Below are 17716 nucleotides of genomic sequence, written 5' to 3'. Positions count from 1 at the left end.
TTAGCCCCCGGCCCGGCAAAAGCCACACCTACGGAGGGGTTCAAGGACGGGGCGGTCCGTGATCCTATGGCCCCGGCGGATAGGGAGGTCCGAATGGAGGATATCGCAGCGGTTGCAGCCGCGCCGGCCAAGGCGCTGGCGGCGCAGATGGAGGCCGGGCTGGTCGGGCATGCAGCACTGGTCGAACGGTTGATGATTGCCCTGCTGACCGGGGGACATGTTCTGATCGAAGGCGCCCCCGGTCTGGCCAAGACCCGCTCTGTCCGTCGGCTGGCCGATGGCGTCGAAGGCAGTTTCGCCCGTATCCAGTGTACACCCGACCTGATGCCATCGGATGTAACCGGGACACAGGTTTACCGGCAAGACAGCGGCCAAATGGCCTTTCTGCCCGGCCCGGTCTTTCACAACCTCGTCCTTGTGGACGAGATAAACCGGGCACCGCCCAAGGTGCAGTCTGCGCTGCTTGAGGCGATGGGCGAGACGCAGGTCACCGCCGGTGGCGAAACCCGCAGCCTGCCGGACCCCTTCATGGTGGTCGCCACCCAGAACCCGCTGGAACAGGAAGGCACCTTCCCCCTCCCCGAGGCCCAGCTTGACCGTTTTCTGATGCATGTGATGCTCGACTTGCCGGGCGAGGCGGACGAGCTGGCGATCCTCGATCTCGTCGAGGCAGAACGGCGCGCCCATGTCGGGCCGCAGGCCGCCACGCTCGATCACGACGCACTTGCCACGATGAAGGAGGAGGTCCTTCAGGTGCATCTGTCGCCGGCGCTGCGCAACTACATGGTGGCGCTGGTCATGGCGACGCGGCGACAAACCGAGGCCATCGACGTGACCGACCGCATCCGCCACGCGGTCAGCCCGCGCGGCACGCTTGCACTGGCCTCGGCGGCACGGGCGCGGGCCTGGCTGCACGGGCGTGACTATGCCGTGCCAGAGGATGTGATGGCCCTGGCCCCGGATGTGCTCTGTCATCGGATGGCACCGACATGGCGCGCACAGGCCGCGGGCGAGACGTCGCGGACGATCTTTGCCGAGATCCTTGCCGCGGTGGCGCCGCTGTGATGCTGCCCGATGCATCCGGCGCGGAGGTTTCTCTTGATCGACTGATCGCGCTCGCGTCTCTCGCCGAGAACGGCACCGCAGGTGGTCTGTCGCAGGGGCTGAGCGGCGGCCTGTCCGGTCCGCGCCGCGGCGATGGCGGGGATCTCTTCGATCTCCGGCCCTTTCAGGACGGCGACGACCTGCGCCGCATCGACCCGGCGGCCAGCGCCCGCAGCGGGAGGCCACAGGTGCGCAGCCGGCATGAAGAGGTGGAACGCAGCCTGCTATTGGTAGTCGATTTCCGGGCACCGATGCTCTGGGGCACGCGGGGGCGGTTCCGTTCAGTTGCGGCTGCCGAAGCCCTGGCGCTTGACGGCTGGCGTGCCTGCCTGTCCGGGGCACGGGTCGGCGCCGCGATCCTGCGCGACCGCACCTTCGAAATGCTGCCACCGCGCCCGCGCGAGGCCGCGATGTTGCGCATCAGCGGGGCTTTTGCCCGGGCGCATGCCGCCGCGCTGGAGACCCCCGGCAAGGCCCATGACAGCCTTGCGGTCATGCTCGACGGCGTCGCCGCCCGGGTCGCGCCAGGTACGGTCGTTCTGCTCGCCACCGGGCTGGACGATCCCGGCGCCGATTTCGGGCCGGCAACGGCGGCCCTGACGCGGAAATGCCCGCTTGACGTCCTGCTGGTGCAGGACGCGGTCGAGATCGCGCCTCCCCGGGGCCGCTTTGCGGCGCGGATCGGCGCACGCATATCCCGTGGACGGTTTGGCCGTTCGGCCTCGCCCGCCCTGCTTGCACGTCACGGCATTCCGGCCCGCATCCTGCGGGCCGCCGATCCGGTCGAGGCCGGGATGGCATGACACCCGAAGAGCTTGTTCCGCGCCTGGCCGGGATCCGTATCCCGGAAAGCTTTGCCCGCTTTGGCTGGCAGGATGCGCTGGCGGCCGTGGCCTTGGGATTGCTTGCCGGGTTGCTATTGTCGGCGCTGCTGCGCGGCCTGACCGCGCGGCGCCTCAGCCCCCGGGACACTGCCCGCGCCGCGATCGCCCGACTGGCATCCTGTGAAACCGAGGTCCGCATCGCCGGCCTGGCCGCGCTTTTGCGGGCCAATGGCGGGACGCTCCCCAAGGAAATGCAGGAAGCGCTTTACAATCCGCGCGCCCCTGTCGACCCCGCCGCGCTCGAGGCCGTGGTCATCGCGGCCGCAAGGCGGAGGCAGCGACGATGAGCCTTGCCGCGCCCTGGGTCCTTGTCCTGCTACCCCTGCCCTTGCTCCTGTTGCGCCTGTTGCCAGGACAGGCGCGGCAGCATGGCGCGCTGGCCCTGCCGCCGGCCATCGCGGCAGCCTTTCACCCCGTGGATGCCGCCCCGGCACGGCGCCATGCACGGGGCACCATCCTGTTCCTGGCCTGGATTGCCCTGGTTCTGGCCCTGTCCGGGCCAAGGGCAGAGCGCACCCTGGGCGTGATACCGGCGTCGGGCCGCGACATCGTCCTGGTGCTGGACCTGTCGGGGTCCATGCAAAAGGAGGATTTCGACCTGGACGGCCAAAGGGTGTCACGCCTCGCGGCGGTTCAGGAGGTCGGTGCCCGCTTCATCCGGGGCCGGGCCGGTGATCGCGTGGGTCTCGTCGTCTTTGGCGACCGGGCCTATGTGGCCGCCGCGCTCACACATGATGTGTCTGCCGTCGCACATCAGGTAGAGACCGCGCAGATCGGTGTCTCGGGCAAGGCCACGGCCATTGCCGACGGGCTGGGCCTTGCGATCCGGCGGCTACGGTCGCGTGATGCGGAAAGCCGGGTCATCGTCCTGCTGTCCGATGGCCAGGACACCACCGGAGTCGTCGATCCAGTTGCCGCGGCGGCAACCGCGTCCCGGCTCGGCATCGGTATCTATACAATCGCCCTTGGCCCGGCGGATCTCGAAACTGCCCCCCGCGCGCGCGACGCGGTGGACAGCGAAACGCTGCGCAGGATCGCCGAAGCCGCAAAAGGGCAGGCCTTCCGCGTGCGCACCACCGCAGACCTGCTGGCTGTGACCGAGGCCATCGACCGCCTGGAACCCAGCCTTGCGGATGCGCCACCGATCCGTAGCTGGCACGAATTCTGGCCCTGGTGCGCCGCCGCTGGCTTCGCTCTTCTCGGTGTGTCGCTTGTCCTTCAGGCGCGCGAGACGGCATGAGCAGTGCGCTGGACATCCTATGGCTGCGTCCGCTCTGGCTGTTCGCGGTTCCGGCTGCCCTGATTGCCGGTGCGGTGATCGCCTGGCGGTCTCATGGCCTCGGGCGATGGCAAACCGTGACCGACCCCGCGCTCCTGTCCGCGATGCGCAGGTTGGGCCATGTGACCGAAACACGGCGTGACCCGGCGCCCTGGTGCCTCGCGCTGTCGGCGGCTCTTGTCGCGGCAGGGCTGGCCGGCCCGGCCACGCCGGATCCCGACGTGCCGCGCCTGCGCAACCTGGACGCGGTGACCATCCTTCTCGACCTGTCGCAATCGGTAACCCGCGGAGGTGGGTTCGACGATGCGCAGGCAGCCGTGTCCCGCCTGATCGACACCCAGGGCACGCGCCCGATCGCGTTGGGCGTCTATTCGGGCGAGAGTTTTCTTGTCAGCGTGCCGACCGAGGACGCCGCCGCGCTGAAAACGGTTGTTGCCGTTGCCGATGCCCAAACCATGCCCGTGGCAGGCAGCCGGCCCGACCGTGCACTGGCAATGGCGCGGCAAGTTCTGACAGATGCCGGGGCGGCCCATCCGGACGTTGTCCTGGTCTCGGATGGCGGCGGCACCGGCCCGGAAGCCCGTGATCTCGCGCGGCAGATGGCGGCGGACGGGATGCGTGTTTCGGCGGTCTTTGTCGCGCCCGTGGCGTCCCCCTATGGCATGCCCCCGGCACGAAGGGACGGGCTGGAGGCCTTGACCGTGGCCGGAGCTGGCATCACCGTTGACGCGACGGACACCCGGCGGCTGGAAGCCCTGCTGGCCCGTCGTCAAGGCACGGCAGCCACGGATCGCGCGTTGCGAAACCTGCACTATGCGGATCAGGGTCGCTGGTTCGTCCTGCTGGCGCTATTTCCGTTGGCACCCCTCTTTAGGAGGAGACGCAGGACATGAGCCGTTTCACGCTGTTCATCCTTGGGGTCGCCCTGGCCTGCGCGGCTGCCGCCGGACCGGAGGCCTGGGCCAAGCTGATCTGGCGGGCCGGGTTTCCCCAGCTTGCCGTGCCACTCATCCAGGATCCCGCCGCGCGCGCCGCCGCGCTCTATGATGCGGGCCGCTACGCGGACGCCGACAGTGCCTTTGCCGCCATTGGCCGCAGTGCCACCTACAATCGCGGTCTCACGCTGGCCGCGACAGGCGATTTCGCCCTGTCCGTCGCCTATTTCGATGCAGTCCTGTTTGCCGACCGCTACGACGCCGACGCACAGCATAACCGTCGCGTCGTCCTGGACCTCGTCGACCCCGTCATCGGCGAGGCCAGGGGCCACGGTCGGATCGAAACCATCCTTTCGGAGGCGGGGATAGAAACCGCGGCCTTTGACCCCGACGATCCCTCGCAGCCCATCCAGGCCGCAGAGCGCGATCCCGCGCGCGCCAGCCTCAAGCGCCCGGTGACCGGCGACCGGACGGCGGCAGCCGACGACAGCTGGCTCGACACGCTGGCCGATGCGCCGGGTGAATACCTGAAGGGACGTCTTGCGGCCGAAATGGATCGTCGCCGCGCTGCAGGTGAGGCCCACCGCGAGGAGGCCGACCGATGGTGAGATGGCTGGCCCTGCTGCTGATCCTTGCCTGCCCCCTGTCCGCGCAGGAGGACGCGCTGCGTCTGGAACTGGTGCTCGATCCGCGTGAGACGGCCCCCGTCCAAGGCGAGATGATCCTGGCCACGATCCGCGGCGTCTATCGCAGGAACATCACCAACGAAGAGTTGAAGCTGCGGCCGATGACCGATTTCGACTGGACCCGTCTGGGCCAGGACAGCTGGACGGATCAGCGCATTGACGGCCTCGTGGCCAAGGTGTTCGAGCGTCGCATCGCGCTCTACCCCCGGCGGGCGGGCGCGCTCGAAGTGTTGCCCATCGCGCATGAGTTGCAGCTTATCGACAAGCAGGGGCATCGCGACACCGTGCTTGTCCGGACAGCGCCGGTTCGGATCGACGTGGCCGAGAAACCCGCCGGGGCGGGCGATGACTGGCTGCCCGTTCGGGCGCTGGAACTGTCGGACAGCTGGGACGCGGATGCGGCCCGGCTCGAAGACGGTCAAAGCGTGAAACGCCGCGTGGTGCTGCGCGCCCTGGGCGCCACGCCGGAAATGATGCCGCACCAGCCGCCACTGCGCGAACCCTGGCTGATCACCTTCTCGCCCCCGGCGGAACGCGACTTTCAGGTGACAGAGGCAGGCCCGGTCACCACACTGGTCTGGACCTGGAGCCTGCGGCCCATCACCGGCGAACCCGGTGTTCTGCCAGAGGTCACGATCCCCTATTTCGATACGGCGCTCAGGCAAGCACGTACGGTCACACTCCCCGCCACCCCCATCGGCTATGCAAGTTTTTCCGCCAACGCCGCCTCTGGATGGCGCAAGGACCTGGGCATCGGTCAACCACATCTTGCGATCGCTGTGATAGCTTTTCTTGTGGTCCTGGTCCCGACGTTGCGGGCGCGCGCCGGGGCTTCGGGTTTGTTTGGGCGCTGGCGCAGCCGGTGGCGACTGCGATCGGATCTGCACAAGCTGAGGCGCCATGCGGCAAAGGGGGAAACTGCTCTCTTCCGGACACGCGCGCAACGCCTGCTGGAGACGGAGCCTACTGCCTTGGAGAGGGTTCTGCGCCCGGTCGATGCCACCCTTTTCGGGGCCGGGAAAGATCGGTCCGATGTCGATCTGAGATCGGTCCTTGACGATGTCGAACGCCAGGTGCGCGGAAACCCGTCGCGTCGGGGCGGTCGGTGACACGAAACACGACCGTCAATCCGCCCCTCCGATGCCGCCCGTCCGGTCTCGGGCAAACTGGCTGTCGGCATGATCTCGCGGCTGGTGCGCGGTGTCGAGATCGTGGCAATCGCCAAGACCGTCACCCGGCTCTGCATCGCCTGAAACCTTGGCGGCATCACGCCCTTGGTGAGGGTCGGAACTCTCGACAGCTTTGCCATTACTCAGGCAATGGATTGCGGTGCCCAAGGGGGGATCGTTCCGGACACCGAGACGGCGGAAGATGCCCGCAGCGCAGTTGCAGCGGCAAAGTACCCACCGCTCGGCCGGCGCTCGATCATGCCCTGCCTGCCCCAGCTCATGTTTCGCCCTGCCCCGCCCGTCGACGCAATGAAGGCCGTCAACGCCGCGGCGATGGTCATCTCCATGATCGAAGGCCCAAGGGCCCTCGATGCGGTGGAGGAGATCGCGGCAGTGGATGGCCTCGACATGCTGCACGTCGGTGCCAATGACCTGTCGAACACTCTGGGTCTGCCCGGCCAGCTCGATCAGCCGGACGTCCAGGCAGGCTTCCAAAGAGTGACTGACGCCTGCAAGGTCAACAATATCTATTTCGGTGTCGGCGGCATGGGTCATCACCCGGAGCTGGCCAAGGAGATGATCGCAATGGGTGCGCGCCATGCAACCGCCGGGGCGGACGTGACCTTCATGACGAAGGCCCCGATTGCGAACGCCCTGAAATTCGACTGATCGCCGCTCATGTGCGCGCCGATGTCAAAGCGTCCAGCTCCCGACGACCCCTTCCGCCAGATCGGCAACCATCGACTTCGGCGCGTGCTGGAGTCGGTCTTGCAGATCGATGTGGACTACTTCTTTCGGGATACACGGCCAGAGGCGTGGGAGCCGCATCTTGAGTGGCTGGGCGGCGGAATCGACCCGGACGCCTGGACACTTCGGATGCCCATTCAGGGTTTCCTTGTGGAAACGCCGACCCAAAACATCCTCGTCGATACATGCGTCGGCGCCCACAAGCACCTGCCCCAACGGCCTGAATGGAATGACCAGGACCACGATAGCTTTCTGGCTGCTCTTGCGTCGCACGGCTTGGGCCCCGACGATATCGATATGGTCCTGTGCACGCCCAGCGGCAGCCCGATCTCGAGCAGTTTCTCTGCAAGGTAAAGCACGGTGAGAGAGGCTTCGGTTGCAGGCTTGAGCACCGTTGTGCACCCCGTGGCAGTGGCAGCGCCGACGATCCACCAGACCGAGGTGAGCGAGCCGTTCCAAGGGATAATGCCGCCGTTCACCCCGGCGGGTGCCTTCAACGTCATCGTGGTCACGTCTCCGGGCAGACCGTTCTCCGACGTCTCACCCCGAATACTCAGGGCCAAGGCCGCGAAGAACTGGATCATTCGCAAGGCGCCCTGCTTGGTAGCGCGGGTCTTGGAGATCGGGGCACCCATGTCGACCGACTCGATCTCGGCCAGTTCGTCGAAGCGCCGCTCCAGAAGATCGTAGGCCCGGATGAGCAGAGCTTGCCGCTGGTAGGGTGACCATCCTCGCCATTCGCCTTCGAAAGCGCGGCGTGCAGCATTTACGACAGCGTCTACATCCGCGGCGCCACCCGAGGCAAGGTCACCCAGCGTCGTGCCGGTTGAAGGATTGACCACCCCAATCGCCCCGGCGTCGGCTGGCGCGACAGAAACGCCTGCACCGGCGCGCTCAGGCTATGAAGTGGGGCCATCATTCCGAGTTTTCCTCCGGGACCTGTCAGGATTTTGCGGATCAATCGACCAGGAGGATGCCTTTGCCGATCTTCTGCTGATCGAACAGGCGGTAAGCCTCTTCGGCCTGGTCGGTTCGGAACTCATGCGTGAAGAACGCATCGACATCGATACCCCGCTCCATGACGAAGTCGGCGCACCCCGCCTGAAGGTTCTTCGAAAAGGTCAGCGCGCATAAGGCCGCTTTCTTTCGCAGGCCTCATGGCAAGACCCGGGCCGATGACGGGCGAGGATTGAGCGGAGTTATCTTCAACAATCGCAAAGGCTTGCGCTGGACAGATGGTGAGCGCCGGGCCGCCATCGGTTCAAGGCCGGCACAAACGCCGCCTATGGTCCGCATAAGACGCTCTACAGACGGTGAGCGAAAAAGCGATCTTCGCGCGGATGCTGGCCGGGTTGGCGATGAACACGGCAAAGAGAAGACCGTGATGATCGTGGCTATGACGCTGCCTGGTTCAGAGAAGCGTTGCAGGACAAAGGGATACGCGCCTGTATCCCGGGCCGAAAGAAACGCAAAACACCGGTGAAGCGACACGCGCCGATACAAGCGGCGCAATCGCATCGAAATCATGTTCGGCAAACTCACGGACTGGAGGCCTGTGGCAACCCGCCATGACCGGTGCCCGAGGCTCTTCCTTATGGCCATCGCCCTCGCGGCAGGCGTCATCTCCTGGTTGTGAATCCTGAACCTAAACCCTGAAATTGGACGGAATCGCACGCAGTTTTCGGGGCTGCACAGGCCTGCAGAACCTTGGCTGACAGCCTCCAGTCCTCACACGCGACACTCCCAACCCTGGTCCGACCTCACAGGGCGCCTGCGCCGCGACCGGGACAGTTTGCGTCGCAATGTTGCGGCCTGGCCGGTCGGACAAGCTATATCCTGTTGTGAGGGTCGATGCGGACGCAACCGCATGGTCCGTTGCGAAAAAGCGAGAGTGCCTCATCGGTGAAAAAGCTGAGCCTAGATGCCACGGATATCCGCATCCTGAGCGCCGTCCAGCAGCATGGGCAGCTGAGCAAGACACGTCTGTCGGAGATCGTGAACATCTCTCCCACGCCCTGCTGGGCACGGCTCGACCGGCTCAAGGCCGCGGGATACATCCGTGGCTACCATGCGGACATCGCGCTCGACCGGCTGTGCGATGTCACGCAGGTGATCGTGACAGTCTCTCTCACCCATCATCGCAAGACCGATTTCGAACGGTTCGAGGCCTGGGTCGCCCGCCACGACGAAGTCACCGAGTGCATCGCGACCGGCGGCGGCATGGACTACGTGATGAAGACCGTCTGCACGACGCTAGCCGCCTTCCAGGACCTGATGCAGGACATGCAGGACGCCGAACTGGGCGTCGACCGCTACATGACCTACATCGCGACCCGCGTGGTCAAGGCCGGCCGCCCGAATGTCGCCGCACTGACCCGTCCGCAGCCACGCGACCGAACGGTCTGACACGGGCCGGAAATAAAGCCCGAACAGACCGGAGGTGCCCCGTCTTTTGGTCTGCAGGCCGGTGGCTTTCGCCCCTAGATAAGCGCCATCATCAACCATGCTCCGGGCCGCCAGCCCGGAGGCAGACAAGGGCGCACGCAATGCACGCAGACGAGTTCGGCTTTGGCACGCAGATCCGCAAATCCCCCTATTTCGACGCTACGGTGCGCTGGGGGGCAAAGGGTTTCTCCGTCTACAACCACATGTATATCCCGCGCGACTTCGGCGATCCGGAACAGAACTTCTGGAACCTCGTGAATGACGCGATCCTGTGTGACGTGGCCGTGGAACGGCAGGTGGAAATCACCGGCCCGGATGCCGCGAAATTCGTCCAGATGCTGACCCCGCGCGACCTGTCGAAGATGGCCGTGGGCCAGTGCAAATACGTCCTGATCACCAACGCACAAGGCGGCATCCTGAACGATCCGATCCTGCTGCGCCTGGCCGAGAACCACTTCTGGATCTCGCTGGCGGACAGCGACATCCTGCTGTGGGCGCAGGGTGTCGCGGTGCATTCGGGGCTGGATGTGCAGATCTGCGAACCCGATGTCTCGCCCCTGCAATTGCAGGGCCCCAAGTCGGGCGAGATCATGCGGGCCCTCTTCGGCGACGGCATCATGGACCTGAAATACTACTGGCTGAGCGAAATGGACCTGGACGGCATCCCGCTGATCGTCTCGCGCACCGGCTGGTCCAGCGAACTGGGCTACGAGCTGTACCTGCGCGACGGCAGCAAGGGCGATGCCCTGTGGGAGCGGATCATGGCGGCCGGCCTCGAATTCGGGCTGAAGCCCGGACATACCTCCTCGATCCGCCGGATCGAAGGCGGGATGCTGTCCTATCACGCCGATGCCGACATCCACACCAACCCCTTCGAGCTGGGCCTCGACCGGCTTGTCGACCTCGAGATGGAGGCGGATTTCATCGGCAAGGCCGCGCTGAAACGCATCCGCGACGAGGGCGTCAAGCGACTGCAGGTCGGGCTGGTCATCGACGCCGACCCGCTGCGGGGACCGAACACCACCTTCTGGCAGATCAACAAGGCCGGAGCGGACATCGGTAAGGTCACTTCGGCAGTCTACTCACCTCGGCTGGAGCGGAATATCGCGCTGGCGATGGTCGCCACCGAACATGCTCACCTCGGGATGCAGGTCGAAGTCGTCCTGCCCTCCGGCCCCTGTGTTGCAACCGTGGTGGAACGCCCCTTCTTCGACCCGAAAAAGGCGCTGGCAGCGGCATGAGGTGGCTGGGCGCCGGATGGCGCCCTGCACAAGGCAAGTTCCCGCCGGGGCCGGACAACCGCCCCCGGCAAATTCCTTCGGCGACTCTGCAATTTATGGCAGAGTGGAAGCCTGCATTCAGAGGACGCGCATAACGATCAGAAATTCAATGGGAGGAGAGACCATGAACCTGAGACCGGACCCGACATTCCACGCGACCCCCAGGCTGGCGATGGAGGCGCCGGCCGAGACGCTGGCCTTCACCCTGATGCTGTCGCCCGACGGCAGCCAGCCCGATGGCCTGGCGGTGGTGGACGTAGACCCGAAGTCCAAGACCTATGGCGAGATCGTCCACAAGCTGATCATGCCGAACAAGGGCGACGAATTTCACCATTTCGGCTGGAACGCCTGTTCCTCGTCCCTGTCGCCGCTCTCGGGCCACGCGTTCCTTGAACGACGCTACCTGATCATCCCGGGCATCCGGTCGTCACGCATCTACGTCATCGACGTGAAAGAGCCGTTGAAGGCCAAGATTCACAAGATCATCGAACCCGAAGAGGTTCTGGCCAAGACCGGCTATTCGCGGCCCCATACCATCCACTGCGGCCCCGAAGGCATCTATGTCAGCACCCTCGGAGGCGGTGGCGCGGACGGCACCGACGGCCCTCCGGGCATCTTCATCATGGATTGTGAAACCTTCGAGATCCTGGGCCGCTACGAAATGGACCGGGGCAAGCAGGAAAAGCACTACGATTTCTGGTGGAACCTGCCACGCGACTACATGGTCAGCAGCGAATGGGGCCTGCCGCCGCAGTTCGAAAACGGGCTGGTGGCAGAGGACCTTCTGTCGAACAAGTATGGCCACCAGATCCATTTCTGGAACCTGCGGCAGCGCAAGAACGTGCAGACCATCGACCTGGGCGAAAATCACCAGATGGCGCTGGAGATCCGGCCCGCCCATGACCCGGCCAAGGACTACGGGTTCTGCGGCGTGGTGGTGGACACGACGAACCTGCAAGGGTCGATCTTCACCTGGTGGCAAAAGGACGATGGCACCTTCGAGGCGAAAAAGACCCTCACCATCGACCCGCGCCCGGAAAAGGCGGAAAATCTGCCCCCGCTGCTGCAAGGCTTCGAGGCAGTGCCGCCCCTGGTGACGGATATCGACCTGAGCCTGGACGACAAGTACCTCTATGTCGCCTGCTGGGGCCTAGGCGAGATGCACCAGTACGATGTCTCGGACCCGATGAACCCGACGCTGGCCGGCAAGGTCGAGATCGGGGGCATCGCGCGCGGCACGGCGCATCCCAACGGCAAACCCTTTGCCTACGGGCCGCAGATGGTCGAGATCAGCCGCGACGGCAAGCGCGTCTACTGGACCAACTCGCTCTATTCCACCTGGGACGACCAGTTCTATCCGGGTGCGAAGGGCGGACAGATGGTCATGGCGCATGTGGGCGAAAACGGCGGCCTGACCCTGGCCGAGGATTTCTACGTGGATTTCCCTGACGGCTATCGCAGTCACCAGATCCGCCTCGAAGGCGGGGACTGTTCGACCGACAGCTTCTGCTATCCCTCCGCCTGAGAATGGACGGACCGACCACCACAACGGCCCTCTGGGGGGCCGTTGTCGCGTCTGGACTATACCACGGGGTCAATCCGGGGATGGGGTGGCCTCTGGCTGTTTCCGCCGCGTTGATGGATCGCAGCCGGCGCAGCCTGTGGCGGGCATTGGGCGCCTTGGCACTGGGGCATTTGTTGGCCATCGTGGCGATCCTGTTGCCCTTCGGCGCGCTGCTTTTCCTGGCCGAATGGCAGCGGGACATCCAGATCGGCGCCGCCCTCCTGGTGATTGGGCTGGGGGTCTACCTGCTGATCAGCCCGCGCCATCCGCGTTTCCTGGCCCGCGTGCCCCCGTCGCGGCTGGTGTTGTGGTCATTTCTTGCGGCGTTGGCGCATGGCGCCGGGCTGATGCTGGTGCCAATCTACCTTGGGATCTGCCGCAGCGTCGAAACCGATACCGGCCACGCTGCGGCGGCGGACCTGATGACGGGCAATACTGGCGTGGCGGTGCTGGTTGCCCTGTCGCACACGGTTGCCATGTCCCTTGCGGGCGGCGCCTTTGCTTTCGCGGTCTATCGCTGGCTTGGCCTGAAGGCGCTTTCGCGAAGCTGGTTCAATCTGGACAAGGTCTGGGCCCTCAGCCTTGTGCTGGTCGGGGGAATTTCCCTGCTAACCCTGCACGGCTGACGTTTCATGGCCCTACGTTGCAAGCACCCTACGCCGGCAAAGGGGCCAAGCGTTCGCCCCCTCCCCTGAAACACGGGACTTCAAACCGCTGAGCCATTCTCGGCCCCATCGGCCGGCGCGATCAGCCGTGCGACAAGCGGATGTGGAAAGGTGCGCGGCGCCGTGACCGCGTAAAAACTCTCGACGATGTCGAGTTCAAACGGGGCGCTGACCAGAAGGCCCTGCGCCAGTTCGTCAGCCAGGACAACGGCGGGTGTGATGGCCAGTCCCACGTCGTCGCGGGCCAGCAGCCGGACCATCGCCATGTCATCGACGACTGCCGCGATCCGGGGGGTGACCCCAAGCCGAGCAACCAGGCTGTCAAATCCCGTCCGGATCGAACTTTCGGTCGGCAAGATCACCGGTTCCGCAGCCAGAAGCCCGGCCAGCGTCCCGTGACCAAGCCGCCGCGCGGTGCCGTGAATCGCCACGGGCTGTTCGTCGATGCGATGTGCCACGAGGCCCGGAAAGGTGTCGCGCGGCGGCGGGTCCGTCAACAAGACGACATCAAGCGCCAGATCCTCCAGCGCTCGCAACAGCCCCTGGCTGTTGCCGGACGACAGGACCAGGTCGGCGCCCGTCTCGGACAGGATCGGGCGCAGGAACTGCAGCTGGAAATTGCGGGACAGGGTCGACAAGGCCCCGACGCGCAAAGGCGCCTTTACCCGGCCGGTCCCGGTCATCGTCGCGACGAGGTCTTCCCCGACATCGAAGATGCGCTCGGCATGGTCCAGTGCGATGCGTCCCGCCTCTGTCAGGATCATTGCGCGGCTGGTGCGTTCAAAAAGGGCGTGCCCGAACCGATCCTCCAACTGTCGGATCTGGGTGGACAGGGCGGATTGCGACAGGTTCAACCGGGCCGCCGCATGGGTCAGGTTTCCTTCCCGCGCGACGGCCTGAAAGTAGTGCAGATGACGATAGTTCAGGCGCATGGCGTTCTGATTAATCGAACGATTTGATCCAAACAATATAATTTTTATTACGGCGCCAGCCGTCTAGATCGACCGCCGACACAGTTTCGGAGGTCCACGATGAGCTACCTGCTATTACTCTCGCCACTTTCGCCGGCGGCCGCCGCGCTTGCGATGGCCCTTTTTCCGCCTGCCCGCGCGCATTGGCACCTGCGCCTGCCCGAGATTGCCGCCCTGGTAAGCCTGGGGCTTGCTGTTCTGGCGGCCATTGGCCTTGCGCTGTCGGGCCCCGGCACGACCCCGCTCCTCGGTCTTGGCGGTGTTGGCCTGTCGGCGCGCGTCGACATCGTCAGCGTGGCGATGACCCTGAACGTTGCCTTCGTCGGATGGATCGTCCTGCGCTTCTCGCGCGTGGCACTGGACGGCGAAGCGCGGCAACCCGCCTTCATGGGCTGGATGGCCGCGACCGTGGCCTTCGTGCTGCTGCTGGTTGGCGCGGGCAACGTCGTGCAACTGGTCGTCGGCTGGGTTGCGATCGGGATCACGCTGCACCGGTTGTTGCTGTTCTATCCTGATCGCCCGCGCGCCCGGCGCGCCGCCCGCAAGAAGGCGACCAGCGGCCTGGTTTCCAGCGCCGCGCTGATCGCGGCCGCTGCCTTGATCGTGATCAGCTTCGGCACTTCGGACATTGCGGCGATCAACGCCGCCGCCCGCGCTGGTGAAGGCACCGGGCCTCTCTGGTTGGCGGCCCTTTTCCTGGCCACCGCGGCCATCCTGAAATCCGCGTTGCTGCCGACACACGGCTGGCTGACAGAGGTTATGGAGGCGCCGACGCCCGTGTCCGCCCTGCTGCATGCGGGTGTCGTGAATGCGGGCGGGTTCCTCTTGATCCGTTTTGCAGATGTGCTGCTGGCGGTGCCCGGGGTGCTGGCCTTCCTGGCCCTTGTCGGTGGTTTCAGCGCGCTGATCGGGGCCGCCGTCGCCCTGACCCAACCCGCCGTCAAGAACGCGCTGGCCTGGTCCACCTGCGCCCAGATGGGATTCATGGTGCTGCAATGCGGGCTTGCGCTCTTCCCGCTGGCATTGCTGCACATCGTGGCGCATTCGCTCTACAAGGCCCACGCCTTCCTGGCCTCGGGCGGTGCCGTGCGCGAGGTGGCCTCGATCCGCCGCCCCGGCCCGGTCGCCGTGCCCGGTCTTGGCGCCGTGACACGCGCGTTCGGCCTTGCGCTTGTGCTCTACCTCCTGGTCGGGCTGGCCTTCGGGATCATGTCGAAACCGCCGCAGACGGTGGCCCTTGGCGCGATCCTGATCTTTGGCGTGGTCTACCTGATGGCCCAGGGCCTGGCCGATCTGGCCCCCCGCGCCCTGACTTGGCGCACCGCCGCCATGTCCGTCACTGCGACTGTCGCCTATTTTGCGCTGCAACATGGCGCCACCTGGCTTTCGGTCGGCACCCTGCCCGCCCCACCCGCCCCCGACGGCCTGGTATGGGCGACGATCGTCCTGGCCCTGGCAAGCTTTGCACTGGCCGCCGTGGCACAGACGACCTTTCCGCTCTGGGCCGGGCATCCGGCCACGGCGGGACTGCGCGTGCACCTGATGAACGGCCTTTACCTCAACGCGGTGTCCGACCGGCTGTCCGGCCGCTGGACGCCCAAGCCCGGAGCGACCCAATGAACGCCCATGTCACCTGGCCCGGCCAGACCCTCGCACTCTTTGCCGCCGCAGAAGAGGCAATCCGGCAAATCCCCCCGGCCTTCCCCCTGGAGGCGACAGTGGCCGTCAACCCCTGGCTGGGACAGGCCAAAGAGGACCGCAGGACAGCAGCCGCAAGGCTGGCCCGTGTCGGCGGCGGCCGGATGTTCCTGCCCAGAGAGACCGTGGCCACGATGATCGACGCGGGTGAGGTCACGGCAGAGGACCTGCGGGCCGCAGAGGCCGCTCACGGGATGGCTGCCGGCACTTTGCAACGGGCAACCCGGCAGGCGACGGCGAAGGTCGCCGCTCTTCCTGCTCTGGCGGACCTGGCGCAGGACCACAGCGGGGTCGACTGGCCTGCCTTCGTCGAGGATCGGATCGGTCTTTGGGCAGCGGCGCATTTCGATCGCGGTCAAGCCTTCTGGCCTGCGCCAGAGGGCAGAGCATGGACATCGTGGCGGACTTTCGCCAGCCGGGACCTGACCCCCGAACTGGCCGGGCTGCCGGGCTTTGCCGCGCGTATCGCGGCGATGCCCACCGATGCACGTGCGGCCTTTGCCGACACCTGCCTGGGGTTGAACCTGACGCAAGAGGCGGCCCCGGTCTATTTCCACAGGCTGCTGGTGACGCTTGGGGGATGGGCGCAATATGCACGTCATCTTGGCTGGACCGCCGAGCGCGACGGCGGACGGGAAGAGACGCTCTTCGATCTCCTGACAATCCGCCTCACCTGGGAGGTTGCCTTGCTCGAGCAGGCCTCCGCAACACGGGCGACCGCCTGGGACCAAGCATTGCAGGACTATGCCCGGCCTCTTGTCATCGACGATGACACGGCGCTGGACGCTGCCCTGCAAGAGGCCGTGGACCGGGCAGCGGAACGCCGTCTTGGCAACATGCTTTCGGGGCAAGCCCGGGCAGAGCCCGAAGCACGGCCCGCGATCCAGGCGGCCTTTTGCATCGACGTGCGGTCCGAACGCCTGCGCAGGGCGCTGGAGGCGTCGGACCCCGGGCTGCGAACAATCGGCTTTGCGGGCTTCTTTGGCCTTGCCGTCAGGCATCACGCCCATGCCTCCGACATTGCCGAGGCCCGGTCTCCGGTCCTGCTGTCACCCGGCGTCACCAGCGCGACCAGCGGCGACGACATCGGCACCCGCGTCCGCTTGCGGGCGGTCAGGGCCTGGGGCCGGTTCAAGCGTGCGGCGGTATCTGCCTTTGCCTTCGTCGAAGCGGCGGGCCCGCTGTATGTCGGCAAGTTGCTGCGGGACAGCCTGGGTCGCGGAACCCTGCCCCGGGTCGATCCGGCCCCGCACCTTGACCTGCCCTTGCCCGAGCGTATCGACATGGCCGAAAAGACCCTCAAGGCCATGTCGCTGACGTCGGGATTTGCGCGGCTGGTGTTGATCTGCGGGCATGGCGCCACGATCACCAATGCGCCCCACGCCAGCGCCCTGCAATGTGGTGCCTGTGGCGGCCATGCGGGTGACGTGAACGCCCGGCTGGTGGCCTCGCTGCTCAACGATGCCGCCGTCCGCGCGGGCCTGCAGGACCGGGGGATCAAAATCCCGGAGGACACCCGGTTCGTCGCCGGGCTGCACGACACGGTATCCGACGAGGTCCGGCTGTTCGAAGACGGACTCCCCGCCGCCACCAGAGAAGACCTGGACCGGCTGAATGTCGCCTTGTCACGCGCCGCTGCCCTGGCGCGGGCAGAGCGCGCGGCCTCGTTGCCGCGAGGCAAGGCCGAAACCCTTGCGACGCGGGGCCATGACTGGTCGGAACTGCGCCCCGAATGGGGGTTGGCCGGATGCAGGGCTTTCGTGGCGGCCCCGCGCGCACGCACCGCCGGGCGCGACCTGGACGGGTCCACCTTCCTGCATGACTACGACTGGCACCAGGATCCCGAGGCCACGACGCTGGAACTGATCCTGAGCGCGCCCGTGGTGGTCGCAAGCTGGATCGCGCTGCAATACAGCGGCTCGGCGGTCGCGCCCGAGACATTCGGCGCCGGCAACAAGCTGTTGCACAACGTGGTCGGCGGGATCGGCGTGCTGGAAGGCAACGGCGGCGCCTTGCGTGTCGGACTGCCCTGGCAATCGGTGCACGACGGCACCAGGCTGCGCCATGTGCCGAGCCGGCTGGTCGTTGCCGTCGAAGCCCCCGAGGCCATGATCGGCCAGGTCCTGCAGCGGCAACCGGATGTCCGCGCGCTGTTCGACAACGGGTGGCTGACCCTTGTCAGCATCGACGGAGAGACAGGACTCTGCCGGCGCTACGACCGCGGGGCCTGGATTGCCGGCGCCTCGCCCTTGACCTCCGTTGCCATCGCGGCTTGACGCAGCAAACCAC

Annotated in this window: 17 protein-coding genes and 2 pseudogenes; 16 read left to right on the top strand and 3 right to left on the bottom strand. The window is 66.1% G+C overall.

Annotation, left to right across the window (positions count from 1 at the left end):
* The first annotated feature begins 93 nt into the window (after window positions 1-93).
* The 8 genes from BLQ71_RS14465 to BLQ71_RS14430 all read left to right on the top strand — a co-directional run bounded on the left by BLQ71_RS14465 (window position 94) and on the right by BLQ71_RS14430 (window position 6726).
* Window positions 94-1065 carry an AAA family ATPase gene (locus BLQ71_RS14465; protein ID WP_074622219.1) on the top strand — a complete coding sequence of 324 codons (972 nt, stop codon included), beginning with the start codon at window positions 94-96 and terminating at the stop codon, window positions 1063-1065.
* Window positions 1065-1907, top strand: a complete 843-nt coding sequence (locus tag BLQ71_RS14460) for a DUF58 domain-containing protein (protein WP_074622218.1) — start codon at window positions 1065-1067, stop codon at window positions 1905-1907. The genes BLQ71_RS14465 and BLQ71_RS14460 overlap by 1 nt, the downstream gene beginning before the upstream one ends.
* Window positions 1904-2275 (top strand): hypothetical protein, encoded by a 372-nt coding sequence (locus BLQ71_RS14455; RefSeq protein ID WP_074622217.1) that lies wholly within the window; start codon window positions 1904-1906, stop codon window positions 2273-2275. The genes BLQ71_RS14460 and BLQ71_RS14455 overlap by 4 nt, the downstream gene beginning before the upstream one ends.
* A complete protein-coding gene (locus BLQ71_RS14450) occupies window positions 2272-3228 on the top strand; it encodes a VWA domain-containing protein (RefSeq protein ID WP_074622216.1) in 957 nt (318 codons plus the stop codon). The genes BLQ71_RS14455 and BLQ71_RS14450 overlap by 4 nt, the downstream gene beginning before the upstream one ends.
* Window positions 3225-4160, top strand: a complete 936-nt coding sequence (locus tag BLQ71_RS14445) for a vWA domain-containing protein (protein ID WP_074622215.1) — start codon at window positions 3225-3227, stop codon at window positions 4158-4160. Before BLQ71_RS14450 ends, BLQ71_RS14445 begins: the two co-directional genes overlap by 4 nt.
* On the top strand, window positions 4157-4810 hold the full coding sequence (locus BLQ71_RS14440) for a hypothetical protein (RefSeq protein ID WP_074622214.1): 654 nt from the start codon (window positions 4157-4159) through the stop codon (window positions 4808-4810). The genes BLQ71_RS14445 and BLQ71_RS14440 overlap by 4 nt, the downstream gene beginning before the upstream one ends.
* Window positions 4804-5997: a BatD family protein gene (locus BLQ71_RS14435; RefSeq protein ID WP_074622213.1), complete on the top strand. Its 1194-nt coding sequence runs from the start codon at window positions 4804-4806 to the stop codon at window positions 5995-5997. Before BLQ71_RS14440 ends, BLQ71_RS14435 begins: the two co-directional genes overlap by 7 nt.
* Window positions 5998-6165: 168 nt before the next feature.
* Window positions 6166-6726, top strand: coding sequence for an HpcH/HpaI aldolase family protein (locus BLQ71_RS14430; RefSeq protein WP_254780716.1), 561 nt, complete (start codon window positions 6166-6168; stop codon window positions 6724-6726).
* A 215-nt stretch (window positions 6727-6941) separates the two neighbouring features.
* Here BLQ71_RS14430 and BLQ71_RS14425 read toward each other — a convergent pair whose 3' ends face one another.
* Window positions 6942-7646 carry an aldehyde dehydrogenase family protein gene (locus BLQ71_RS14425; RefSeq protein WP_074622212.1) on the bottom strand — a complete coding sequence of 235 codons (705 nt, stop codon included), beginning with the start codon at window positions 7644-7646 and terminating at the stop codon, window positions 6942-6944.
* Between the two features lie 115 nt (window positions 7647-7761).
* Window positions 7762-7884 (bottom strand): hypothetical protein, encoded by a 123-nt coding sequence (locus BLQ71_RS26975; protein WP_268236866.1) that lies wholly within the window; start codon window positions 7882-7884, stop codon window positions 7762-7764.
* A 61-nt stretch (window positions 7885-7945) separates the two neighbouring features.
* Between BLQ71_RS26975 and BLQ71_RS27155 the strand changes: the two are divergent.
* From BLQ71_RS27155 to BLQ71_RS14400, 6 genes and pseudogenes are all read left to right on the top strand, one after another.
* Window positions 7946-8041, top strand: a pseudogene (locus BLQ71_RS27155) (IS5/IS1182 family transposase); the annotation flags it as partial.
* Window positions 8042-8146: 105 nt separating this feature from the next.
* Window positions 8147-8440, top strand: a pseudogene (locus BLQ71_RS27150) (transposase); the annotation flags it as partial.
* Between the two features lie 266 nt (window positions 8441-8706).
* Window positions 8707-9210, top strand: a complete 504-nt coding sequence (locus BLQ71_RS14415) for an Lrp/AsnC family transcriptional regulator (protein WP_069210700.1) — start codon at window positions 8707-8709, stop codon at window positions 9208-9210.
* A gap of 140 nt (window positions 9211-9350) precedes the next feature.
* Entirely contained in the window at window positions 9351-10490 is a 1140-nt protein-coding gene (locus tag BLQ71_RS14410) for a glycine cleavage T C-terminal barrel domain-containing protein (RefSeq protein WP_074622211.1), read from the top strand.
* Window positions 10491-10653: 163 nt separating this feature from the next.
* On the top strand, window positions 10654-12054 hold the full coding sequence (locus tag BLQ71_RS14405; protein ID WP_074622210.1) for a selenium-binding protein SBP56-related protein: 1401 nt from the start codon (window positions 10654-10656) through the stop codon (window positions 12052-12054).
* A 2-nt stretch (window positions 12055-12056) separates the two neighbouring features.
* A complete protein-coding gene (locus BLQ71_RS14400; RefSeq protein ID WP_074622209.1) occupies window positions 12057-12719 on the top strand; it encodes a hypothetical protein in 663 nt (220 codons plus the stop codon).
* Window positions 12720-12799: 80 nt separating this feature from the next.
* On the opposite strand, the gene BLQ71_RS14395 is transcribed toward BLQ71_RS14400, so the two are convergent.
* Window positions 12800-13690 carry a LysR family transcriptional regulator gene (locus tag BLQ71_RS14395; RefSeq protein WP_074622208.1) on the bottom strand — a complete coding sequence of 297 codons (891 nt, stop codon included), beginning with the start codon at window positions 13688-13690 and terminating at the stop codon, window positions 12800-12802.
* A 99-nt stretch (window positions 13691-13789) separates the two neighbouring features.
* Between BLQ71_RS14395 and BLQ71_RS14390 the strand changes: the two genes are divergently transcribed.
* Both BLQ71_RS14390 and BLQ71_RS14385 read left to right on the top strand, forming a co-directional pair.
* Complete coding sequence (locus BLQ71_RS14390; RefSeq protein WP_074622207.1) at window positions 13790-15349, top strand: proton-conducting transporter transmembrane domain-containing protein; 1560 nt, start codon at window positions 13790-13792, stop codon at window positions 15347-15349.
* Window positions 15346-17703, top strand: a complete 2358-nt coding sequence (locus BLQ71_RS14385; RefSeq protein ID WP_074622206.1) for a YbcC family protein — start codon at window positions 15346-15348, stop codon at window positions 17701-17703. The genes BLQ71_RS14390 and BLQ71_RS14385 overlap by 4 nt, the downstream gene beginning before the upstream one ends.
* Window positions 17704-17716: the final 13 nt, after the last annotated feature.

It is taken from the genome of Antarctobacter albus, from assembly GCF_900101505.1.
Taxonomy (GTDB): domain Bacteria; phylum Pseudomonadota; class Alphaproteobacteria; order Rhodobacterales; family Rhodobacteraceae; genus Antarctobacter; species Antarctobacter albus.
This window is presented reverse-complemented; position numbering and strand designations above follow the sequence as displayed.